This is a genomic window from Actinocatenispora comari, assembly GCF_017312725.1.
Lineage (GTDB): Bacteria > Actinomycetota > Actinomycetes > Mycobacteriales > Micromonosporaceae > Actinocatenispora > Actinocatenispora comari.
In genome coordinates this window covers 119,456-142,415 of sequence record NZ_BOPO01000113.1, presented here as the reverse complement: position 1 = coordinate 142,415, position 22,960 = coordinate 119,456, and the positions used below count along the sequence as shown (strand labels likewise).

Genomic DNA, 22,960 nt, shown 5'->3' with positions numbered 1-22,960 from the left:
ATTGGGCAATCAACGGGGCTACCGGTCGAGCGCGTCTCCCGGCTTCTCGCCGGCCCCGTTCCCGTGCTCGCCGACGAGTCCCTCCTGCTTGCCGCTCGCGCTGCGTCGATGGTTCGACATCGCCCCTCCCCGTCGCGGCTCCTGGTGGTGGTACCCAGGCGGGCGCCGGATCACGCGTACGGCCGGCCGACCGGGTGCGCAAAAGCCGCGGACAACCGGAAGGCGGTACTTACCGCACGTCGTTGCGGTGCTGGCGTGCGGAGCCGACCGGCGGCGGGGCGGTGTCGGGCCACGACGATGCGCCCACCGCGCCCGATCTGCGGAGCGTGACCGCTAGCTCCCGGCGCCGGCGCGACGCAACCCGACGACGGCCGCGTCGTCGGTCAGCACCCGGTTGCCCACCATCCCGTTCACCACGGCGGTACAGGTCGCGAGCGCCGACGTGCCGTCCACCAGGGCGCACAGCTGTTCGATGCCCTCGTGGATCGACCGGTCCCGCCGCTCCACCAACCCGTCGGTGTACAGGCAGAGCACGGTGCCGACCGGCAGCGGGACGCGCATGCTGCGCCGCTCCCGGCCGACACCGATGCCCAGCGGCAGGTCGGTCGGTGTCGGCAGCGGCTCGGCCCGCCGCCCGTTGGCTGCGAGCAGGGGCGGCGGGTGACCGGCGACGCTGATCCGCAGCGCCTCGATCGAGGGCTCCACCACCAGATACGTCACGGTCGCGGTGATGCCCGGTTCGAAGTGCTGGATCTTGCGGTCCAGCCGGGTCACCACCTCCGCGGGGTCCTCCGCCTCCAGCGCGTACGCCCGCAGCGCGCTGCGCAGCCGCCCCATCACCACCGCCGCCGGCAGCCCGTGGCCGACCACGTCACCGATGACGATGCCCAGGGCGCCGGAGTCGAGCAGGAACGCGTCGTACCAGTCGCCGCTGACTCCGGTCTGCTCGCTCGGCAGGTAGCGTGCGGCGAGCTCCAGGCCGGCGACGGGCGGGAACCGGGCCGGAAGCAGGCTGCGCTGGAGCGCCTCGGCGGCGCTGTGTTCCAGCCGCGAACGGCGCGACTGCGCGGCGAGCGCGACCCGGTCGGCGACCAGCTGGAGCAGCCGGACCTCGGCGTCGCCGAACGTTCGCGCGGTGAAGCAGCCGACGTGCAGGACACCGATGACCTCGCCGAAGCTGATCAGCGGCACGCCGAGCAGCGTGCGCAGCCCGGATCGCCACAGGATCGGATTGAGCACGCTGGTCGCGTCGATCCGGTCCAGCTGGACCGGTTTGCGCGACGCCGCGATCCGACCCGCGAAGCCCTGCGCCATCGGGATCCGAACGCCGAGGCGTACCTCCTCGTCGAGGCCGCGGCTCGCGGTGGCGACGAGGTCGCCGGAGCCGCGTTCGAGCAGCAGCACCGTGGCGGTGTCCGCGCCGACGACCTCGCAGGTGCGGTCCAGCAGCTCCGCAAGGAGGTCCTTGAGGCCGAGCTCGGCCAGCGCCGAGTCGGTCAGCAGATCGATCGCGGTCAGCCGGGCCGCATCCTCCTCGGATGTCAGCAGTTCGTCGGTCACCCGGCTCCTCGTCGCTGGTCGGGCCGCGCCGCGGTGTCGACGGCGTTGGTTGCAGGGCGACAAATATAACCGACCCGTAACCGGGTGGGAGGCCCGTTGTGCGACCCGGTGCCCGGCGGCGTGGCCCCGGGGTGTCGCCGCCGGCGCAGCGAAACGCCAGCAAGTCGGCGGTCGGTGTCGCTGTGGGACCATGGGCGCATGGCGGGCATACCAGGGGTCAGCGGGGAGATGGTGGCGGCCGTCGAACAGGCCGGCCGGATCTTCAACGAGCGGTTCGGCACCGGCGCCCGCAGCGGCGGCGGCCACGTCTCGGCCACCCAACTGCGCACGCTGGAGACGATCGAGGAGCACGGCGCGCCGGTCGTCAGCGCCCTCGCCACCGCCCTCGACATGGGGATGCCGTCGGTGAGCAGGGTGTGCGACAGGTTGGAGGCGTCCGGCTGGGTGGCTCGGCGCCCGGTCGACGACGACCGTCGGTTGATCGAGATCCAGCTGACCGCGCACGGCCGCCGGCTGCTCGCCGATGTTCGCCATCGGCGCTGCGAGGTGCTCGAGGAAGTGATGGCACGGATGCCGGCGACCCAGCAGCAGGCGCTGCGCCGAGGTCTGGTCGCGTTCGCGGCGGCCGCATCGAGCGGTGGTCGATCCGCGGCCCGACGGGAGTCGGCCTGAGCGGTACCGGCGCGGAGGTCGCCCGGTGACCTCGGGAAATTACTTGTCGTAGGGAAAATGACCCGCTAGTGTTACCGCCGCGACGCGCGGATCACCGGTTTGCGGAGGTCGGCGTCGACCGCGCGAGGCACGCGGCGCGGCGGGGAACGGCCTCGCGAGCCGCACGGCGGCCGTCGGGGTCGCCCGCTCCGGGGGGTGCGGACGGGCCCGGCGGCGCCGCCGAACGGCGCCGGTCAGCCGAGCCTGTCGCGCAGGGCGGTGACGCGGTCGGCGGCCGCGGTGAAGTCGGACCGGTCGAGCGAGCCGTCCCGGTAGCCGGCCGCGAGCGCGGTGACCGCGGCGGCGCCCTGCGCCGGGTCCCGGCCCGAGCACAGCAGCAGGTCCATCCCGGCCGCCGCGGCCGCGACGGCGCGGTGCTGCGTGTCGCCGTACGGCTTGAGCGCGCCGGCCTCCATCGCGTCGGTCATCGTCACCCCGTCGAAGCCGAGCCGGCCACGCAGTTCGTCGGCGATGATGGTGTGCGACATCCCCGCCGGGTGCTGGGCGTCCAGCGCCGGGTAGGTCGCCCAGGACGCCATCACCAGCGGCACCCCGGCCGCGATCGCCTGCCGGTACGGCTTCTCGTCGACCGAGCGCAACTGCGCCGCGCTGGTGTTCAGGGTGACCGGTACCTCGTCGGTGTTCTGGTCCGCGCCGGCCGGGCCGAGGCCGGGGAAGTGCTTGGCGGTGGCGAGCACGCCGCCGGCGGCCTGCGCGGTGACGAACGCCGAGCCGAGCTTCGCCACCTGGTCCGGATCCGAGCTGTACGACCGGCCGTACTGGTCCATCAGGTCGCCGGGGCTGCGGTACACGTCGAGCACCGGGGCGAGGTTGACGTTGAGTCCGGCGGAGCTGAGCGTGCCGGCGGCGCCGGTGCCGGCGGCCTTCGCCGCCGCGGTCGGATCGCTCGCCTGCCCGATCTGCTTCGCCGACAGGTTCGGTTCGCCGGGCAGCCGGCGGATCTCGCCGCCCTCCTGGTCGGTGAGCAGCAGCAGCGGTCTGGCCAGCGGGCTCTTCGCCGCCGCCTGCAGTCGGTCGGCCACCCGGTGCACCTGGGCGAGGCTGGAGACGTTGTCGGAGAAGAAGATCACCCCGGCGACCTCACCCTTGCCGATCGCGGTCAGTAGGCTGTCGGGTGGGGTCAGCCCGGAGTAGGACCAGATGACCCGCTCGCCGGCCAGCTGGCGCGCCGTCAGCGTGGCCCGGGTGGCCGACGGCGAGGGCTCGGCGCTGGACGTGTGGCCGCCGGCCGCGGGCAGGAACGCCGCGTGACCGTTCGAGCCCCGGCCGAGGAACAGGCCGACCGGCACCGCGACCGCGATCACCAGGACGGCCGCGAGCAGCCAACCCCGTCCGCGCTTCCGCGCCATGCCGCCTCCTGTTCGCGCCGTACCGCCGCCGCGCTGTCGCGCCATGTCGATCCGTCCTAACTTGTCGGTTTACTGGCGATTTTCCGCGCTTTCGTCACCCTACCGGCGACTCGCACGGCGCGCCCGCCCACAGCAACCAACGAGGGGGAGAAGTATGCGTCATGTCCTGACCGGTGGCCCCGGCGCCGGCAAGACCACGCTGGTCGAGGCGCTGGCCGCGACCGGCCTGCCGGTGGTACCGGAGTCCGGCCGGGCCATCATCCGCGACCAGGTCGCCGCCGGTGGTGATGCCCTGCCCTGGCGTGACGCGGCCCGCTTCGCCGAGGCGATGATCGAGGCGGACATCACCGCGTACCGGACCGCACCGGCCGGTCCGGTGATCTTCGATCGGGGCATTCCGGACACCATCGGCTACCTGCGGCTGACCGGCCTGCCGGTACCGCGACGGTTGGCGGCGGCGGCCCGGCGCGCCCGGTACGGGCGGATCTTCGTGGCGCCGCCGTGGCCGGCGATCTACCGCACCGACAGCGAACGCCGGCAGGACCTCGCCGAGGCACGCGCCACCCACGACGCGATCGTCGCCGCCTACCGGGAGCTGGGCCACCGGCCGCTGCGCCTGCCGCGTACCGGCGTCGCGGCCCGGGTCCGGTACGTCCTCGCCCGCCTCGCGGACGACCGCCCGGTCCGAAGTGGACGGTCGGCGGCTCGCGGCCGGCCGTTCACCGGTCGCCCCGGAGCCGGCCCGGGCTGACGCCGCGTTACCGTGGTGGTAGCCGAGGCGGAGGGCGGCGCCGATGGACAGCTCGCAGTACGAGTCGCTGATCGACCAGCAGATTCGCGAGGCCACCGAGCGCGGTGAGTTCGCCGATCTGCCCGGATCCGGCAAGCCGCTGCGCAACCTCGACGCCACCAGGGACGAGCTGTGGTGGCTGCGGGAGTACATCGCCCGCGAGGGGCTGCGCAGCGACGCGTTGCTGCCGCCCGCGCTGCAACTGCGCCGCGAGATCGAGCTGCTGCCGGAGACGGTGTGCGGCGCGCTCAGCGAGCAGAACGTGCGGGAGGCGGTCGCCGGGCTCAACCGCCGGATCGCCGACCACCTCAGGGCGCCGTCCGGGCCCGCGCTGCCGGTCGCCCCGGTCGACCCGGACGCCGTGGTGGCCCGCTGGCGGGCCGACCGCGCCGCCCGCTCACGCCGCCCGGCCACCCAGGGCACGCCGGACGCCGCGTCGCAGCCGGCCGAGGAGCCGGGACCCGGCCGCCGGCCGTGGTGGCGCCGGCTGTTCCGCCGCTCCTGACCCGGCCGCGCCCCGCGCCGAGTGTGCCGCTGCAGTGACCCGCCGTGTCCTCGCGCCGAGCGTGCCGCTGCGGTGACCTGCCGCGTCCTCGCCGTCGAGTGTGTCGCGACCGCAACCGGCTGCGCCCCGCGCCGTCGAGCCGGGGGCTGCGCCGCCGATCGAGAACTATCGGCGAGCTAACCACCTGTTTGCCTTGGCGCACATAGCGTTGAGCGCATGAGCGAGTGTGGCGAGGCAGCCGTAGGGTCCGCGCGGGTCGGTACCGCATGAGCCTGACCGGGGTGCCGCTGCTGGTCCTGGTCGCCGTGCTGGCAGTCGGCCTGCCGGTCGCGGCGGTGCTGTGTTGGCGCTGGCGGCGGCTGCGGCTGACCCGCACCGCGGCGCTGGTGGTGTGTGGTCAGCTCCTGATCACCTCCGCGTTCCTGCTCGCCGTCAACCGGCAGCAGCAGTTCTTCACCAGCTGGTCCGACCTGTTCGGCGAGCAGCAGGTACCGGCGCTGCCCACCGGGCCGCCCGGCGCCCGAGCGGCCGGCGGCGGGCCCGACCGGCACGCCGCCGACCCGGCCGGCCACGTGTACGCGATGCGCATCAAGGGGCCGCGCAGCCACCTGGACCTGCCGGCGGACGTGTACCTGCCGCCGCAGTACGACCAGCCGGGGTGGGCGCACCACCGGTTCCCGGTGGTGGAGTTCCTGGACGGCTTCCCCGGCAACCCGCAGCGCTGGCTCGGCGCGCTGCGGCTGCGCGACACGCTGGACAGCCAGATCGGTACCGGACGGATGCCGCCGGTGGTCGGAGTGCTGCCGACACAGACGACGAACGCCCTGCACGACAGCGAGTGCATCAACCAGGTACACGGCCGGCAGTACGCGACGTACCTGATCGACGACGTGCGCAGCGTGGTCGCCAGGCGGCTGCGGGTCGCCACCGGGCGGCGCTCCTGGGGCCTGATCGGGTACTCCACCGGCGGGTTCTGCGCGAACAACCTGGCCCTGCAGCCCGGGTACCGGTTCGCCGCCGCGGTGAGCCTGTCCGGTTACTTCCAGCCGTACCTGGACCACTCCACCGGCAACCTGTTCGCCGGCAGCCGGGCCGCGCGCGACGCCAACGACCCGCTGTACCAGGTCACGCACGCGGCACGGTTGCCCGCCCTGTCGTTCTTCGCCATGTGCGCCACCCCGGACCCGCAGCCCTGCACCGAGGGCAGGTCGTTCGCGGCCGCCGTGCACGCGCCGGTCCGGTTGCGCCGGATGGTGCTGCCGACCGGCGGGCACAACATGGTCACCTGGCGGGCGGTCACCCCGACCGCGCTGGACTGGCTCGGCAGCAAGCTGCAGGCCGGTACGGCGGCCGCCGTGCCGACGCCGTCGCGCACGGCCGCGCCGGTACCGGCCCGGCTGCCGGCCACGCCGCCCGGTACGGCGCCCGCCACCCCACCGGTCGCGGCTCGGCGCCACTGACGCCGGGCCGGCGCGATCCGGGTGCGCCGGGCCGGTCGATCTCGTAGGTTCGGCGGGGACGGCGCGTGCCCACACGGGCCGGGGGAGGCGGACATGATCGCGGTGACCGGCGCAAGCGGACATCTCGGCGGGCTGATCGCCCGGCTGCTGTCGGTGGCCGGCGAGCGGACCCGGCTGATCGGCCGCAGCGCGGCCCGGCTGCCGGTGCTGCCGGGCGGGACGCCGGCGCCGGTGCGCGACTACGCCGACGCCGCGTCCATGGGCCGGGCGCTCGCCGGCATCGAGACGCTGCTGCTCGTGTCCGCGACCGAGGCGCCGGACCGGGTCGAGCAGCAGACCGCCGCCATCGACGCCGCGGTACGGGCCGGGGTCCGGCGCATCGTCTACGTCTCGTTCGCCGGCGCCGCGCCGGACGCCACCTTCACGTTCGCCCGGGACCACTGGCACACCGAGCAGCACCTGGCCGCGAGCGGCGTGGCCCACACCGTGCTGCGCGACAACCTGTACCTCGCCGCGCTGCCCGGCATGGTCGGCGACGACGGGGTGCTGCGCGGCCCGGCCGGTACCGGTCGGGTGGCCGCGGTGGCCCACGAGGACGTCGCCGCCGTCGCCGCCACGGTACTGACCGGGGAGGGGTTCGACGGGGCGACGTTCGACGTGACCGGGCCGGAGGCGGTCACCCTGTCCGAGGCCGCCGAGGTGATCGGGCGCTTCGCCGGCCGTCCGGTGCGCTACGAGGCCGAGACGACACCGCAGGCGTACGCGTCACGCGCCCGGTTCGGCGCGCCGGACTGGGCGGTGGACGGCTGGGTCAGCTCGTACCTCGCGATCGCCGCCGGTGAGCTCGGCACGGTGCACCCCACGGTGCCGGACCTGACCGGGTACCCGGCCCGCACGCTGGCCGACTTCCTGGCCGAACATCCGGACAGCTACCGGCATCTGGTGCCGTGACGGGCGCCGCCGGCCCCGCCCGGTCCAGCGAGTCCGGTCGTGTACAGTTAGCGCTCGCATGCGCCCTTCCCCGAAGGCAGGCCGGAGCCGGTCGGAAGGTAGGGTCGATGCAGCAGGTCCGAGTGGCGGAATGGCAGACGCGCTAGCTTGAGGTGCTAGTGCCCGGTTTAGGGCGTGGGGGTTCAAGTCCCCCCTCGGACACCCAAAGATGATCAATGTTTACGCACGTCGAGCCCCGTCCGTGGACGGGGCTCTTTTGTCGTGGGGGCGAGGTGGAGGCGTACTGGACCGGTGCTCGATGCTCTGCATCCCGGGTCGATCGCGGCGGACCCGTGCGGCACTCTGCCGGTGGGTGCCGACGCCGGTGGCCCGCACCCGGGTCACGGGTGCGGGCCACCGGGGACGTCACTTGACCTTGTCGGCGCACTTCTGTCCGGCGGCCTCGGCGTCCTTGCCGTCCATGCCGCCGATGTCGTCGAGCTTCAGCTTGCCGTCCACGTACTTCTGCAGGTCGTCCTTGTCGCCGTACTTGAGCATCGCGTCGGCGAAGCAGTCGGTGACCGAGCTGGGCAGGCCCTTGAAGTCCGACTCGGTCTTCAGCTTGCCGGACAACGCCGACTTGTCGACGCCGCCGCAGGCGGTGAGGCCGAACGCGAGGCCGGCACCGACGGCGGTGAGCACGACGGACCGGACGAGAGTGGAGCGCATGATGGTGCCTTTCGAGGGATTCGGTTCGGGGATTCAGGCGGTACGGGTGGCCCCGCGCGCGGCCTTGCGGGCCTTCGCGTAGCGGCCGGCCGCGGGAAGGAACAGCAGCGTCGGGATCGCGAGCGACAGCACGACGAGCAGCACCGTGGTGACGGTGAAGCCGGTCGGCCCGGTACCGAGGGTGGTCAGCCGGGTCGTGTCGCTCAGCAGCAGCACCAGGGTGACGAGCACCCGGGCCCAGGTGGCGCCGTTGCGGGCGAAGACCGCGAACAGCAGTGCGAAACCGATCGCGACCAGGTCCAGGACGGCCCGGTTGACCAGCAGCCCGTACGCGGTGTCGACGGCGTCGGCGTGATCGAACGCGCCGGCCGCGTGCTCGGTGAGGTAGGAGCTGCCGGCATGCTCGACGAAGTCGCGACCGGTCGCGAAGACGACGACCGCGCCGACGACGGCGACGAGCACCGCGGCCAGCATCGCGTACCACGCGACGCGCAGTACGGTGGGTCGCACGACCGGCGGCCCGGCGGGCACGACGCCGCTGACGGGCGCGGTGTAGGCCGGCTGTTGTGTTGCCATGGTTGCGGTGAACTCCAGACATGATGGTCGGGAAGACGTCGTTCTCCCCGGGTGCGCCGAGTGTCGGCGGGCCCGCCACACCGGCGCCACATCGTCGCCACATCCGCCGCCGGCGGCTCAGTCGGTGGTGACCCCGGCGGCCAGCCGCAGCAGCAGCCGGGTGGACAGGGTGCGCGGCGCGCCGGTCCCGTCGTACCCGTCGAGCCCGGCCGCCTCGTCCCGGGCGCGCTCGGCGTCGTCGGTGCGGCCGACCGCGTCGTAGGCGGCGGCGAGCACCCGCAGCCCCTGCGCCACCCGCCGCGGCTGGGCCAGCTCCCGGAACGTGTGCACGCACCGTTCGAGCACGGGTACCGACTCGTCCGGTCGGCCGTCGGCGATCCAGCTCGTCGCGACCACCAGCGTGCCGAACGCGGCGATCTCCGCGTCGCCGTACGCGAGCGCGTCGGCGCGGGCCGAGGCGAACCGGCGTACCGCCTCGTCGTGGTGGCCGAGGGCGAGGTCGGCCAGGCCGATCTGGCACAGGGCCTGGAGCGCGCCGACCCGGTCGTCGAGCCGGCGCAGCGCCGCCAGGCACTCCACCCCGGCCTCGCGGGCCTGCGCGTACCGGCCGGCACCCATCGACCAGACGCCGTAGCCGTTGAGCACCAGCGCCTGCAGCGCCGGGTCGGCCAGCTCGCGGGCGCCGGCGACGGCCTGTTCCAGCACGGCGAACGCCGCGTCGGAGGCGCCGGCGCGGTTGAGCGCCAACGCCAGCTCGCGCTGCGCCGCGGTCCTCGCGGCGCGGTCGCCGAGCTCGTCGAACAGCTCGACCGCCCGCCGGGCGTACCCGAGGCTGCCGTCGGCGTCGGTCGCGGTGCTGCGCAGCAGGTGGCCGCGGGTGGCGAGGCAGCAGGCGAGCAGGTGGGCCAGGCCGAGGCGCTCGGCCTCGTGCTGGCAGCGGGTCACCGCCCGCAGCGCGGCGTCGTGCTCGCCGCGCCGGGTCAGCACCCGGCCGAGCAGGTACTCGGCGCGCAGCCGGGCCGGTTCGTCGCCGGCCGCGGCCGCCGCGTCCCGGATGGCGGCGTGCAGCCGGATCAGGTCCTCCGTCCGGCCGTCCAGCCACAGCTGCGGGTGCAGGTGCCCGGCGAACCACGCCGCCTGCCCGGTGCGCCCGGCCTCGGCGACGTGGATCGCGGCGGCGATCAGGTTCGCCCGCTCGGAGTCCAGGAACGCCCGTGGATCGCGCCGGATCAGCCGTGCAAGCGGGCCGGTCGCCGCCGGCGCCGGCGGATCGTCCGGCAGCCGCGGCACCGGCTCCTGCCGCGGTACGCCCTCGTCGGCCAGCACGGTCAGCGTCGCGGCGCGGTGGAACAGCCGGCGGATCGCCGCGCGCCGCGCCTCCACCGGGTCCTCCGCCCGGGCCCGCTCCCGTCCGTAGGTGCGCAGCAGGTCGTGCAGCCGGTAGCGGGGTTGGCCGGCGCGGTCCCGGCCGACCGGGTCGAGCAGGTTCGCCGCGAGCAGCGCGCCGACGACCCGGTCGGTGTCCGCGTCGCTCGCCTCGCCGTGCTCGGCGGCCGGGTCCGCGCCACCCAGCAGCGCGGCGACCGACCAGTCCGCGACCGTCACCGGATCCAGCAGCGCCAGCAGCCGCAGCCCCCGGCGTACCGGGGCGGGGAGGCCGGCGTAGCTCAGGGCGAGGCTGGCCCGTACCTCGACGTCGTCGACGGCCAGCTCGTCCAGCCGGCGCTGCTCGTCGTCGAGCCGGTCGGCCAGGGTCGCCACCGCCCAGTCCGGCCGGTCGGCGAGCCGGGCGCCGGCCACCCGCAGCGCCAGCGGCAGCCGGCCGCAGGCGGCCAGGATCCGGTCGGTCCCGGCCGGTTCCGCGGCGAGCCGGTCGGCGCCCACCGCCGCCGCCAGCATCGCCCGCGCCTCGGCGGCGTCGAGCGGCCCGAGCCGTACCGGGTGGGCGTGCCCGGTCAGGCCCGGCAGCTGGCGCCGGCCGGTCACCAGCACGGCACTGCCCGGGGAGCCGGGCAGCAGCGGACGGACCTGGGCGGCGTCGCTGGCGTCGTCCAGCACCACCAGGACCCGGCGGTCGGCGAGCAGCGACCGGTACGCCGCGGCGCGTTCGGCCAGTTCGTCCGGCAACTGCGGCCCGGACACCCCGAGCGCGCGCAGCAGCTCGGCCAGCACGGCCGCCGGCTCGCGCGGCCGGGACGACCCACCGGCCAGGTGGACGAACAGCTGCCCGTCCGGGAACTGCCGCCGCACCGCGTGCCCCACCCGTACCGCGAGGGCGGTCTTGCCGCTGCCCGGGGTGCCGGTGACCACCGCGACCGGGACCGTGTCGGTGGCCGCGGTCAACAGCCCGGTCAGCGCGGTGACCTCGTCGCCGCGCCCGGTGAAGTCCGGCACCTGGGCGGGTAGCTGGTACACCGGTGCGGGCATCGCCGCCGGTCGCGCGGGTGCGCCGGGGAGCTCGCCACGCAGGATGCGGGCGTGCAGCTCGCGAAGCTCCGGGCCGGGTTCGACGCCGAGCGAGTCGGCCAGTTCCTCCCGCGCCCGGGCGTACGCGTCGAGCGCCTCCGCGGTGCGCCCGGACGCGGCGAGGGCACGCAGCAGCTGGCCGCGCAGCCGTTCCCGCAGCGGGTGCTTGCCGACCAGCGCCTGCAGCTCGCCGACCAGGTCGGCATGCCGGCCGCCGGCGAGCTCCGCCTCCATGCAGTCCTCGACGACGGTGAGCCGGTCGTCCTCCAGCGCGTCGGCCTCCGGCTCCAGCAGCGGCACGTCCACGTCCACCAGCGGCCGGTCCCGCCACAGGCCGAGCGCGGCGCGCAGTGCGGCGGCCGCGGTGGCCGCATCACCGTCGGCCAGCGCCGCCCGGCCGGCGGCGACCCGGGCCGCGTACACCGACACGTCCAGCGCGTCGTCGGGCACCGTCAACCGGTACGCGCCGTACGCGTGGGTCAACGTGACCGTGGGCAGCAGCCGGCGCAGCCGGGAGACGTAGGTCTGGAGGTTGGAGGTGGCCGAGTCCGGTGGCGTGCCGCGCCACACCGCCTCGGTCAACACCGACACCGGCACCGGCCGGTTCGCGTGCCACAGCAGGACGGCGAGCACCGCGCGGCACCGCTCGCCCGGCACCGGCACGGCCGTACCGTCGGCGTCCCGCACCGACAGCGGCCCGAGCACGGCGAACCTCACAGCCACCGCTCCGATCGACCGCCTGTCCAGTCGACCGATCATAGGCGGCGCTCGATCCCGCGCCCCCGCCGGTACGGGCACCGTCCACGGTGGACCGGTTCGGTCAGCTCTCGTCGAGGAAGCGGAGGTGGTCGAGGAACAGCGGCACCGGATCGAACGACTGGAAGCCGTACAGCTCCAGCCGGCCGACGGCGGTGCGGTCGATGGTGACCCGGCGCAGATCGATCCGGATCTCGTTGCTGCCGGGCGCGAACCAGACCGGATGCTTGTCGTCGGTGCTGCCGTCGGCGCCGTGGAACTTCGCGTACAGCACCGGCGGCACCCCGTCGTTCGGGTTGTACGCGTCGAACGCCAGGTAGCGGTGGGCCGACCAGTCGGCGCCGCCGAGGTGTTTCGCGGCGTCGAACGAGATGCCCGGCCAGGCGACGTTCGCCGGATAGGTGACGGCGAGGCTGGACTTCCCGCTGGTGGCGTACTGCTCCGAGCGGGCCACGCCGACGTGGTTGAGCGTCATCCGGGTCAGGTCGGCGTCGGTCTCGAAGTCGTTGACCGGCACCGTCCGCAGCGCCGGCTCGGGCGCCACGACGAGCACCACGCGACGCTGCCGCGAGCGACGGTCGCCGTCGGTGAGTTCGACGTCCAGCTGGTGCGTGCCGGCGGGCAGCGGCAGCGCGGCCCGCCACACCACGGCGTCCCCGGCGGTGCGGTGCCGCACCGCGCGCCGGCCGTTCACCCGCACCCGGGTGCCGGCCGCCGCGTACACGTCGACCAGCACGCCGTGCTGCGCCGCCGACGGCACCGTCACCAGCGCCGGTACGCCCCGGGCCAGGTCGCTGATCTGCCTGGCGACCTCGTCCCGGGCGGCGGCGAGCCGGGCCGGATCGTCGGTGTAGTCGTCGAGCGCCGTGTACAGCCGGTCGAACACCGGCCGGGTCACCGCGCGGTGGTCCAGCGCGTCGCCGACACCCAGCCGGTCCGCGACCGCGGCGATCCGGCTCTCCCACAGCACCAGGTACTCCAGGTCCTCCAGCCCGTCGCGCAGCGCCTCGGCCCGCACGGTTCCGACCGGCCCGTCGATGCCGACCTGCTTGCCCGGGTACAGCAGGAAGCCGTCCCCGTTGGTCTTCGGGTACCCGGTGGGGTCGGTCCAGGTGTCGCGCGGCACGTAGGCGGTGCCGTTCCACTTCTCGAAGATCGTGGTCGACCAGTAGAGCAGCCCCTCGATGCCGAGGTCGTGCTGCAGCCAGCCGATCAGCCGGGTACCGAGCAGGCTGTCGTCGATGAACACGCTCGGCAGCGGCCAGCTGGTGCCGACCAGCGGGTACCACCAGGCGTGCTTGCCCGCGGAGCGCACCCAGTCGGTCATCGGCCGGCCGTAGTGGCCGAACGGGAAGCACCAGGTGGACACGTCGTCGGCGAGCGCGGCGACCGGCGTGGTGGTGACCACGTGCGGCACCTCGGGCGCGATCTGCTCGACCTGCCGGCACAGCTGCCGCACCCGGTCGTACGCGGCCGGCTTGGGCTCGTCGATCAGCCCACCGAGATAGAAGAAACCCTTGTGCAGCAACCCCTTCGCGCGCAGGATGCCGACCAGCTGCGCGGTCCTGCCGAGGATGTCGCCGCCGTAGTACGGGATCCGGAAGCAGCGGACCCGCTCGTCGGTCAGGTACGGCTCGGCCCGCTCGGCCCAGTCGGCCGGCTCCAGGTCGGTGCCGATCGGCAGGTCGTCGGGGAACAGCCGCTGCTCCACCTGGAACCAGTAGTACCGGTCCATCAGCGCCGCGTACTCGTCGGTGCCGGCGGTGACGCCGTGCGCCCAGGCGACCTGGTCGTACCAGATGGTGAACGCGGTCGGCGACGACGTGGTGGTCGGCAGGTCGAAGTCGCGGACCGTGAGGTGCACCGGGATCCGCAGCGCGGTCCCGGCACCGGTGATGCTCAGCGTCCCCGCGTAGTGCCCGGCGGTCTGCCCGGCGGGTACCCGGACCCGCAGCCACAGTCCCTGGTTGTGCTCGGCGGTGACCGGCACGGTGCCGCCGGATCGCAGCGGCACCAACGCATCCGGGTACCAGCCGGCCGGGTAGCGGGTGTTCTCCGGTGCGGTCACCTGGATGTAGTGCTGCCGGAACAGCTCCACCGCGCCGGCCGGCAGGGGGCCGTGCGGGCCGTCCAGCCGGCTCACCGACACCGTGACGTCCAGCGGGTCGCCGGCGGCGCGCAGCAGCACCTGGGCGCTCTCGTACTCGTTGCCGGCGGCGCGCAGGCGGATCGATCCGGTGTCGCCGTCGGGGGTGTCGTCCCGCAGCACCTTGCTGGTGTTCGCCGGCAGCCAGTACCGCAGCGGACCGGCGGCTCGTGGTCGGCCCGGGGCGGCGGCCGCGGGCGCGCCGGGACGCAGCGTCACCCCGGCACCGAGGGCCACCCCGGCGCCGAGCGCCGCGCCGAGCGAGAGCACATCGCGCCGGCTCGGGCCGGCCGAATCCGTCGTGGTCACCGCAGGTCCACCTTCCTCGCCGGATGGGCGGGCGCCCGATCGACACGGACGGCAGCCGTGTCCGGCGGCGGCCCGGTGACCGCTATTTCGCTGGTCTCCACCATTAAAGGAAGGCGGCGAACCGCCTGTCAAGAAGCGGACGGCGCCGCCAGCGGGCGGTCGGTGTCGGCCAGGTGCGACTCCAGCCGGTCCTGCGCGAGACACACCCCACCCAGTGCCACCGCGTCGGCGCCGAGCGTGGACGCCCGTACCTCCGGCGGGCGCAGACACAACAGCGCCAGCTCCTCGACCAGCGGCGGCAGCAGCACGTCGCAGCGGCGCGCCAGGGACCCGGCCAGTACCAGCGCGACCGGGTCCACGATGGCCACGGCAGCGGCCGCCGCGCCCGCCATCGCCCGCACGTAGCGGCGTACCGCCCGGGTCGCGGTGGGGTCACCGGTACCGGCCGCCGCCAGTACCGCGTCGATCCGGTTGCCGGCCAGCGCACCGGTCGGCGGCAGCGGGCACTGGCGCAGGAACTCGACCGCCGACTCCCACTTCAGCGTCGGCAGCAGCGACAGATCGCCGGCCACCCCGCCCGCGCCGCGGTGCAGCCGGCCGTCGATGACCAGCCCGATGCCGGTGCGCCGTCCCGCCTGCAGCAGCACCATGTCGGACACCCCGCGGCCGGCGCCGCGGCGCTGCTCGGCGAGCGCGGCGAGCTTGCTGTCGTTCTCCACCAGTACCGGGCCGGGCAGCGTGGCGGCCAGGTGCCCGGGCAGGTCGACGCCGGACCAGTCGGGAATCGCGTTGGCCAGCACCACCCGCCCGGAGCGGTCGACCCAGCCGGTGGTACCGACCCCGGTCAGCCACACGTCGCCGGCGTTCGTGTCGGCCGCGGCCAGGCAGTCGCGGACCGCGGCGTCGAGCGCCGCGAGCCGGCGGGTCCGGGACGACCGCGGCGTCGAGGCGGTCCGTACGCTCGCGAGCACGGTGCCGTCCAGGTCGGCCACCGCCGCCCGGATGTTGTACGCGCCGATGTCGATGCCGAGCAGCCGGCCGGCCTCGCCGCGGAACCGGTACCGGCGGGCCGGCCGGCCCCGGCCCACCGCGACCGGGGCCTGCTCGGCCAACCAGCCGCGTTCGGTCAGGCCGCGCACCACGTCCTCGACCGAGGCGCGGGCCAGGCCGGTGTCGGCGGCGATCTCGGCCACCCGGCGATCGCCCGCGGTGCGCACCGCGGTCAGCACCGCCTGCTCGTTGAACCGGCGCAACCGCGCCAGATCCGCCCCGCCGCCCTGCTGTGCCGCCATTCCGGCTCCCGCCGCCCGAAGCTGCCATCTGAATATGCTGGAGAGCATCTTATCTCTGACCGACGGCGACCGGCCCGGGACGGCGGTCGGTGCGTCCGGACGCGGGCGGTGCGGTACCCGGGGCAGGCACGGCAGAGGCGTGGTGTGGCGCGCCCACTGCGGTGGCGCGGGCGGAGTGCGAGGCTGGACCGGCAGTACCGAGGTGCACGACCACGACGAGGAGGGGACCGTGCCCGTTCACGGCCAACGACCGGCGACCGCCGAGCTGCTCGACCTGAGCCCGCACCCGGAGGGTGGGTGGTACCGGGAGACCTGGCGCAGCGACGTGCCGGTGCGCCCGGACGGCTATCCCGGCGAGCGGCCGGCCGGCACCGCGATCTACTTCCTGCTGCGTCCGGGCGAGCGGTCACGGTGGCACACGGTGCGCTCGGCCGAGCTGTGGTTGTGGCACGGCGGCGGCCCGCTGGAGTTGCGGCTCGGCGGCACCGGCGAGAACCCGGACGAGTCGCCGCGCACGGTGCTGCTGGGTGGCGAGATCGAGCGGGATCAGCGACCGCAGGCGGTGGTGCCGCCGGGCGTCTGGCAGTCGGCCGAACCGGCCGGCCCGGTGGAGACCCTGGTCAGTTGCGTGGTCTGCCCGGGCTTCGACTTCGCGGACTTCCACTTGGCGCCCTGACGGTGCACCGGACGACGGTTCGGTACGCCGGGCCGTGCTCCGGTGCACTCCCGGCGCGGGCGCCGGAGCGCGCTAGGCGGTGATGCGGGCGAGGAAGCCGGTCAGGTTGGTGGTGAGCCGGTCGACCTTCTCCGGCACGCTCAGCGATTCCTGGATCTTCCCGGCCGCCCAGATCTCCTTCTTCCCGCGCAGGTAGAGCGAGCAGGCGAGGTCGCTGCAGGCGTACAGCCCGACCGAGTTGCCCTGCTGGCCGGCCTTGCCGGCCCGCCGTGCGGTCAGCAGCGACACGCCGCCGGCGGTGTGCGTGGTCAGGCACAGCGAGCACATGGTGCGCCGCATCCGGCCGGCGCCGCCGCTCGCGCGCCGCAGCGCCACGCCGACCGGCGCGTCGCCGAACTCGGCCACCAGGTACGCCCGGTCGGGCGCGGCGCCGTCCTGCCAGCCGAGGAAGTCCAGGTCGTCCCACGGGGCGGTGGCGAGGTCGCGGGGGAGAGCCAACCGCTTCGCCTCGCCCTTGGTGCAGTTGACGAACGAGGCGCGGATGTCACTCTCGGCGATCGGTCTCATGCCGCCGAAGCTAACGGCCGCCCGTCCGGGGCCGCAAACGGTTAAGCACGCCGGTACGCCACCAGGTCGACACGCGACGGACCCCGGCAGCTGTTGACGGCCAAGGACGTACAGCCGGGGCACAGGTCGGCCTCATGGGTGGCACAAAGGCCGCCGGCACCGTCGGCGCCATGGTCACATCGACGTACGCGACGCCCACCGGGGAACCGTCGCCGGACACGGTGGCGCGCCACCCGGCCCGGCCGGTACTGGACGTGGTGGTACCGGTGCACAACGAGCAGCACGACCTCGCGCCGTGCGTGCACCGGCTCACCGGCTACCTGGCCGAGACGTTCCCGTACCCGTACCGGATCACCGTGGCGGACAACGCGAGCACCGACGACACGTTGGCGATCGCGCACCGGCTCGCCGCCGAGCGCCCGCAGGTACGGGTGGTGCACCTGGACCAGAAGGGGCGAGGGCGGGCGCTGCACGCGGTGTGGTCGACCTCCGACGCGACCGTGCTCGCCTACATGGACGTCGACCTGTCCACCGACCTCGCCGCGCTGTTGCCGCTGGTCGCACCGCTGATCTCGGGCCACTCGGAACTCGCCATCGGTACCCGGCTGTCGCGCGGCTCGCGGGTGCTGCGCGGTACCAAGCGGGAGGTGATCTCGCGCTGCTACAACCTGCTGCTGCGCGGCACGCTCGCGGCCGGGTTCTCCGACGCGCAGTGCGGCTTCAAGGCGATCCGGGCCGACGTGGCCGCGCAGCTGCTGCCGCTGGTGGAGGACACCGGCTGGTTCTTCGACACCGAGCTGCTGGTGCTCGCCCAGCGGGCCGGGTTGCGGGTGCACGAGGTACCGGTCGACTGGGTCGACGACCCGGACAGCCGGGTCGACATCGTCGCCACCGCGATCGCCGACCTGCGCGGCATCGTCCGGGTCGGCCGGGCGCTCGCCACCGGCCGGCTGCCCCTCGCGCAGGTACGCCGGCAGCTGGGTCGCGCGCCGATCGAGCCGGCGACCCCGGGCGTACCGGCGGGGCTGCTGCGGCAGCTGGTCCGGTTCGCCGTGGTGGGCGCCGGCAGCACGCTGGCGTACCTGCTGCTGTTCGTGGCGCTGCGCGGACCGCTCGGGCCGCAGTGGGCCAACGGCGTCGCGCTGGCGGTGACCGCGATCGCCAACACCGCGGTCAACCGGCGCCTCACGTTCGGCGTGGTCGGCCGCCGGCACGCCGGCCGGCACCAGGTGCAGGGGCTGCTGGTGTTCGCACTCGGGCTGGCACTGACCAGCGGCGCGCTCGCGGTGCTGCACGCGGCGACCACGCCCGGCCGGGTACCGGAGCTCGCGGTGCTGGTGGCCGCGAACCTGGTGGCGACGGCGCTGCGGTTCGTGCTGCTGCGCGGCTGGGTGTTCGGCCGCAGCCGCCCGGAACCGGCCCGCACCCGCCCACCCGCCGCCACGCCACCCACCGCTGCCGGCCCACCGGCCGCTGCCGGGCCCTCCGCCGTTGTCGGGCCCTCCGCCGGTGCCGGGGCGGCGCCGCGCGAGGTGAGCGTGCGGCCCGCGCTGGCCGATGGTAGCGAACTGCCGCTGGGCCCCGACGACGCCGAGGAGCCGGCATGACCGAGCAGGCACGAGGGACCGACCGATGCCCGGCGAACGCCGCGACGACAAGGGGACGCGCATGAGTGCGACGACGCTGACCGCTCCGGTACGTGCGGCGTTCGCCCGTACCGCCGACCGGCCCGGCTGGGCCCGGCCGGCGCTCGCGGTGCTGCTGCTGGGCACCGCCGCGCTGTATCTGGTGAACCTGTCCGCGAACGGCTACGCCAACTCGTTCTACGCCGGTGCCGTGCAGGCCGGCACGATCAGCTGGAAGGCGCTGCTGTTCGGTGCGGTCGACGCGGGCTCCGGGATCACCGTGGACAAGCCGCCCGCCTCGATCTGGCTGATGGCGCTGTCCGGCCGCGTCTTCGGCTTCTCCTCGTGGAGCATGCTGGTACCGCAGGCGCTGCTCGGCGTCGCGTCAGTGGCACTGCTGTACGGTGCCGTGCGCCGAGTGGCCGGGTACGCGGCGGGCCTCGGCGCCGGCGCGATCCTGGCGCTGACCCCGGTGGCGGTGCTGATGTTCCGGTTCAACAATCCGGACGCGCTGCTGGTGCTGCTGATGGTGGCCGGCGCGTACGCGGTGACCCGGGCGGTCGAGCGCGGCTCGCTGTGGTGGCTGGTGCTGGCCGGTACCGCGCTGGGGTTCGGGTTCCTGACCAAGATGCTGCAGGCGTTCCTGGTACTGCCGGCGTTCGCGCTGGTCTACCTGGTCGCCGCGCCGGTCTCGCTGCGCCGCCGAATCGGCCACCTGCTCGCCGCCGGTGCGGCGCTGGTGGTCTCGGCCGGCTGGTACGTCGCGCTGGTCGAGCTGTGGCCGGCCGGCTCCCGGCCGTACATCGGCGGGTCGACCGACAACAGCCTGCTGCAACTGGCCCTCGGGTACAACGGGCTGAGCCGGCTCACCGGCGGCTCCGGCGGTGGCCCGGGCGGCGGCGGGATGCCCGGCGGGGCGAGGGAGGTGTTCACCGGCGGTGGCAGCGGGGCGCCGGTGCGGGAGGTGTTCACCGGCGGCGGCCCGGGCGGTGGCGGCAACGCGATGTTCGGCGGGGCGACCGGGCCGCTGCGGATGTTCTCCGACACGTTCGGCACCCAGATCTCCTGGCTGCTGCCCGCGGCGCTGCTGGCGCTGGTGGCCGGGCTGTGGCTGACCCGCGCGGCACGCCGCACCGACCGCACCCGCGCCGCGCTGGTGCTGTGGGGCGGCTGGCTGCTCGTCACCATGGCGGTGTTCAGCTTCATGTCCGGGATCATCCACCCGTACTACTCGGTCGCGCTCGCGCCGGCGATCGCGGCGGTGGTCGCCATCGGCGGGCACACCCTGTGGGAGCAGCGGGAGCGCACCGGCGGACGGGTCGGCCTCGCCGTGCTGGTCGCGGTGACCGGGGTCTGGGCGTACCAACTGCTCGGTCGGGCGCCGTCGTGGCAGCCGTGGCTGCGCTACGCGGTGCTGGTCACTGCCGCGGCCGGGGTGGTCTGGCTGCTGGTACCGGGCCGGTGGGTGCGCCGGGTGGCGCTGGTGGCGGTGCCGGTACTGGCGTTCGCCGGGCTCGGCGCGCCGGCGGCGTACTCCGCCCAGACCGCGGCGACCGCCCACACCGGCAGCATCCCCACCGCGGGCCCGGGCGGCTCCGGCGCGGGCGGCCGGTTCGGCGGCCCCGGGATGGGCGGTCGCGGCCGGACCGGCAGCGGTTCCGGCTTCGGCACCCCACCCGGCGGCAGCGGGAACCCGAACGCGGCCGGGAACGCCAACGGCGGCAACGGATCCGGCGGCAAGGGTGGCCCGGGTGGGGCGACCGGTGGCCGGTCCGGCACCGGCCAGCCGCCGACCGCCGGGATACCCGGCTCCGGAAGCGGCTCGCAGGACAACTCGGGTCAGGGCAACTCGGGTCAGGGCAACTCGGCGCGGGGCAACTCGGGCGTGCCGGGCCAGGGCCGCCCGGGCGCCGGCAGCGACTCGCAGGGAACCGGGTCCGGGCAGAACGGGCGATCGGGCTCGGGCGGTGTCCCCGGTGGCGGGATGGGCGGCGGGTCGGCGAACAGCGCGGTGGCGACGCTGCTGAAGAACGCGCACGGCTACCGGTGGGCGGCGGCCACCAACGGCACCCAGCAGGCCGCCGAACTGGAGCTCGCCGCGGACGGTGCCTCGGTGCTCGGCATCGGCGGGTTCTCGGGCAGCGACGCCTACCCGACGCGGGCGCAGTTCCAGCGGTACGTCGCGGCCGGCGAGGTCCGGTACTTCGTCGCCGGCGGGATGGGCGGCGGGCCCGGCGGTACCAGCTCGATCGAGAGCTGGGTCGCGGCGCACTTCACCAAGAAGACGGTCGGCGGCGTCACGGTCTACGACCTGTCCCGGCCGACCAGCTGACCGGCCGGCACCGGACCCCGCTCCGGCGCCGGCACACGGCCCGGGCCGGCCGGCACCGGCCCACTCCCGGCGCCGACCCACTCGCGGTGCCGGCCCACGGTCCGGGCCGAGCATCCGGAGCCGGACACCGCGGTGCGGCGGCCCGTGCCCCCGGAGCGCCGCGCCGCGGGCGCCGCCGGTACGCGTCAAGAACGCGTCAGGAACTGCCCGGCGGCCGTTGTTTTCGCGTCAACGACCGTGGCCCGCCGACCCGGCCGGTACTTCACTCGATCACGGCAAGCCCGTCCGGGCGCCCACCGATCGAGGGGAGGGACCAGGCGCGATGGCTGACGTGGCTTTCGTGCTCGTGACGCTGGCGTCGTTCGTACTGCTGGCGTTGGCGGTCAGGGCGGTGGCGCGGCTGTGACCGTCGTCGACGTGGTGGGCCTGATCGTCGTGGTGGCGCTGGTCGGGTACCTGGTGGCCGCCCTGTTGTGCCCGGAGCGGTTCTCGTGAGCGCCACGACCGCGGGCATCCTGTTCGTCGTCTCGCTGGTCGTCGCGCTGGTGCTGGTGCACCGTCCGCTCGGCGACCACATGTACCGGGTGGTGACCGGCACCCGGCACCTGCGGGTCGAGCGCCTCGCGTACCGGCTGATCGGGGTGCGCGCCGACGGCGAGCAGACCTGGTCGGTGTACGCGCGCAGCGTGCTCGCGTTCGCCGCCGCCTCGATCCTGTTCCTGTACCTGATGCTGCGGTTGCAGCACCAGCTGCTGCTGTCGCTGGGCATGCCCGCGGTCGCACCCGCCGGCGCCTGGAACACCGCGGTCAGCTTCGTCACCAACACCAACTGGCAGTGGTACTCCGGCGAGTCGACGCTGGGATACCTGGTGCAGATGGCCGGCCTCGCGGTGCAGAACTTCGTGTCCGCCGCGACCGGGATCGCGGTGGCGGTGGCGCTGGTCCGCGGGTTCGCCCGCAGGCGCACCGACGAGCTGGGCAACTTCTGGGTCGACCTGGTGCGCATCACCGTACGCATCCTGCTGCCCATCGCGGTCGTCGGCGCGGTCGTGCTCGTCGCCGGTGGTGCGGTGCAGAACCTCTCCGCCGGTACCGACGTGCACACGATCGCCGGTGGCACCCAGCACCTGACGGGCGGCCCGGTGGCCAGCCAGGAGGTCATCAAGGAGCTCGGCACCAACGGCGGCGGGTTCTACAACGCCAACTCGGCGCACCCGTACGAGAACCCGACGGCGTGGACGAACTGGGTGGAGATCTTCCTGATCCTGCTGATCGCGTTCAGCCTGCCGCGCACGTTCGGCCGGATGGTCGGCGACCGCCGGCAGGGGTACGCGATCGTCGCGGCGATGGCGGTCCTCGCGATCGGCAGCGTGGTGCTGATCAACGTCGCCCAGGGCATGCACCCCGGTACGGTGCCGAGCGCCGTCGGCGGCGCCACCGAGGGCACCGAGACCCGGTTCGGCGTGCTGAACTCGGCCACGTTCGGTGCGGCGACGACGCTCACCTCGACCGGCGCGGTCGACTCGTTCCACGACTCGTACACCGCGCTCGGCGGCGGGATCACGATCGGCAACATGCTGCTCGGCGAGGTCGCGCCGGGCGGGGTCGGCTCCGGCCTGTACGGGATGCTGATCCTCGCCGTGCTCACGGTGTTCCTGGCCGGGCTGATGGTCGGCCGCACCCCGGAGTACCTGGGCAAGAAGATCGGCGCCCGCGAGGTCAAGCTCGCCAGCCTGTACTTCCTGACCATGCCGGCGCTGGTGCTGGTCGGCACCGCCGCCGCGCTCGCCACCGCCTCCGGCCGGGCCGGCATCCTCAACTTCGGCGCGCACGGGCTGTCCGAGGTGCTGTACGCGTTCGCCTCGTCGGCCAACAACAACGGCTCCGCGTTCGCCGGCCTGAGCGTCGGCAGCACCTGGTACGAGACGGCGACCGGGCTGGCGATGCTGTTCGGCCGGTTCCTGCCGATCGTGTTCGTCCTCGCGCTGGCCGGCTCGCTGGCCGGACAGTCGCCGGTACCGGAGTCGCCCGGCACGCTGCGCACCCACCAGCCGCTGTTCGTCGGGATGCTCGTCGGCGTCACGGTGATCCTGGTGGCGCTGACCTTCCTGCCGGCGCTCGCGCTCGGCCCGCTGGCCGAAGGTGTGCGGTGAAACCCCT

17 protein-coding genes, 1 tRNA gene and 1 pseudogene are annotated in these 22,960 nt (G+C 74.6%); 11 read left to right on the top strand and 8 right to left on the bottom strand.

Features of this window, described 5'->3' with window-relative positions; all coding sequences use genetic code 11:
• Positions 1–333 precede the first annotated feature (333 nt).
• Complete coding sequence (locus tag NUM_RS27595) at positions 334–1,560, bottom strand: PP2C family protein-serine/threonine phosphatase (protein ID WP_207127851.1); 1,227 nt, start codon at positions 1,558–1,560, stop codon at positions 334–336.
• Positions 1,561–1,758: 198 nt separating this feature from the next.
• Between NUM_RS27595 and NUM_RS27590 the strand changes: the two genes are divergently transcribed.
• Positions 1,759–2,232 carry a MarR family winged helix-turn-helix transcriptional regulator gene (locus NUM_RS27590; protein WP_207127850.1) on the top strand — a complete coding sequence of 158 codons (474 nt, stop codon included), beginning with the start codon at positions 1,759–1,761 and terminating at the stop codon, positions 2,230–2,232.
• A 233-nt stretch (positions 2,233–2,465) separates the two neighbouring features.
• Here NUM_RS27590 and NUM_RS27585 read toward each other — a convergent pair whose 3' ends face one another.
• Positions 2,466–3,641, bottom strand: coding sequence for a glycoside hydrolase family 3 N-terminal domain-containing protein (locus tag NUM_RS27585; RefSeq protein WP_207127849.1), 1,176 nt, complete (start codon positions 3,639–3,641; stop codon positions 2,466–2,468).
• A 154-nt stretch (positions 3,642–3,795) separates the two neighbouring features.
• On the opposite strand from NUM_RS27585, the gene NUM_RS27580 reads away from it, so the two are divergent.
• The 5 genes from NUM_RS27580 (at position 3,796) to NUM_RS27560 (ending at position 7,548) form a co-directional block, all read left to right on the top strand.
• Positions 3,796–4,392 carry an AAA family ATPase gene (locus tag NUM_RS27580; protein ID WP_207127848.1) on the top strand — a complete coding sequence of 199 codons (597 nt, stop codon included), beginning with the start codon at positions 3,796–3,798 and terminating at the stop codon, positions 4,390–4,392.
• A 43-nt stretch (positions 4,393–4,435) separates the two neighbouring features.
• Positions 4,436–4,936, top strand: a complete 501-nt coding sequence (locus NUM_RS27575) for a DnaJ family domain-containing protein (protein WP_207127847.1) — start codon at positions 4,436–4,438, stop codon at positions 4,934–4,936.
• 266 nt (positions 4,937–5,202) lie between these two features.
• Positions 5,203–6,396 (top strand): alpha/beta hydrolase, encoded by a 1,194-nt coding sequence (locus NUM_RS27570; RefSeq protein WP_207127846.1) that lies wholly within the window; start codon positions 5,203–5,205, stop codon positions 6,394–6,396.
• Between the two features lie 93 nt (positions 6,397–6,489).
• Positions 6,490–7,347 carry an SDR family oxidoreductase gene (locus NUM_RS27565; RefSeq protein WP_207127845.1) on the top strand — a complete coding sequence of 286 codons (858 nt, stop codon included), beginning with the start codon at positions 6,490–6,492 and terminating at the stop codon, positions 7,345–7,347.
• Positions 7,348–7,463: 116 nt separating this feature from the next.
• Positions 7,464–7,548, top strand: a tRNA-Leu gene (locus tag NUM_RS27560).
• 204 nt (positions 7,549–7,752) lie between these two features.
• On the opposite strand, the gene NUM_RS27555 is transcribed toward NUM_RS27560, so the two are convergent.
• From NUM_RS27555 to NUM_RS27535, 5 genes are all read right to left on the bottom strand, one after another.
• The gene (locus NUM_RS27555) at positions 7,753–8,055 is read right to left on the bottom strand and encodes a hypothetical protein (RefSeq protein ID WP_207127844.1); all 303 of its coding nucleotides are present in this window, start codon (positions 8,053–8,055) and stop codon (positions 7,753–7,755) included.
• Between the two features lie 33 nt (positions 8,056–8,088).
• A complete protein-coding gene (locus tag NUM_RS27550) occupies positions 8,089–8,631 on the bottom strand; it encodes a hypothetical protein (protein ID WP_207127843.1) in 543 nt (180 codons plus the stop codon).
• A 117-nt stretch (positions 8,632–8,748) separates the two neighbouring features.
• Entirely contained in the window at positions 8,749–11,820 is a 3,072-nt protein-coding gene (locus NUM_RS27545; protein WP_207127842.1) for an AfsR/SARP family transcriptional regulator, read from the bottom strand.
• A gap of 97 nt (positions 11,821–11,917) precedes the next feature.
• Positions 11,918–14,308: a DUF4091 domain-containing protein gene (locus NUM_RS27540; RefSeq protein ID WP_207127841.1), complete on the bottom strand. Its 2,391-nt coding sequence runs from the start codon at positions 14,306–14,308 to the stop codon at positions 11,918–11,920.
• Between the two features lie 128 nt (positions 14,309–14,436).
• On the bottom strand, positions 14,437–15,600 hold the full coding sequence (locus NUM_RS27535; protein ID WP_207127840.1) for an ROK family transcriptional regulator: 1,164 nt from the start codon (positions 15,598–15,600) through the stop codon (positions 14,437–14,439).
• Between the two features lie 229 nt (positions 15,601–15,829).
• On the opposite strand from NUM_RS27535, the gene NUM_RS27530 reads away from it, so the two are divergent.
• Positions 15,830–16,276: a cupin domain-containing protein gene (locus NUM_RS27530; protein WP_225918896.1), complete on the top strand. Its 447-nt coding sequence runs from the start codon at positions 15,830–15,832 to the stop codon at positions 16,274–16,276.
• Between the two features lie 72 nt (positions 16,277–16,348).
• Here the strand turns inward: NUM_RS27530 and NUM_RS27525 are convergent, their stop codons facing one another.
• Positions 16,349–16,843, bottom strand: coding sequence for an FBP domain-containing protein (locus NUM_RS27525; protein WP_207127838.1), 495 nt, complete (start codon positions 16,841–16,843; stop codon positions 16,349–16,351).
• A 170-nt stretch (positions 16,844–17,013) separates the two neighbouring features.
• Between NUM_RS27525 and NUM_RS27520 the strand changes: the two are divergent.
• The 4 genes and pseudogenes from NUM_RS27520 to kdpA form a co-directional block, all read left to right on the top strand.
• Positions 17,014–18,228 (top strand): annotated as a pseudogene (locus NUM_RS27520) (bifunctional glycosyltransferase family 2/GtrA family protein); the annotation flags it as partial.
• Between the two features lie 283 nt (positions 18,229–18,511).
• Positions 18,512–20,800 (top strand): ArnT family glycosyltransferase, encoded by a 2,289-nt coding sequence (locus tag NUM_RS37765; RefSeq protein ID WP_207127836.1) that lies wholly within the window; start codon positions 18,512–18,514, stop codon positions 20,798–20,800.
• A 402-nt stretch (positions 20,801–21,202) separates the two neighbouring features.
• A complete protein-coding gene (gene kdpF / locus NUM_RS27510) occupies positions 21,203–21,295 on the top strand; it encodes a K(+)-transporting ATPase subunit F (RefSeq protein ID WP_207127835.1) in 93 nt (30 codons plus the stop codon).
• A complete protein-coding gene (gene kdpA, locus NUM_RS27505) occupies positions 21,292–22,953 on the top strand; it encodes a potassium-transporting ATPase subunit KdpA (RefSeq protein ID WP_207127834.1) in 1,662 nt (553 codons plus the stop codon). The genes kdpF and kdpA overlap by 4 nt, the downstream gene beginning before the upstream one ends.
• Positions 22,954–22,960 lie beyond the last annotated feature (7 nt).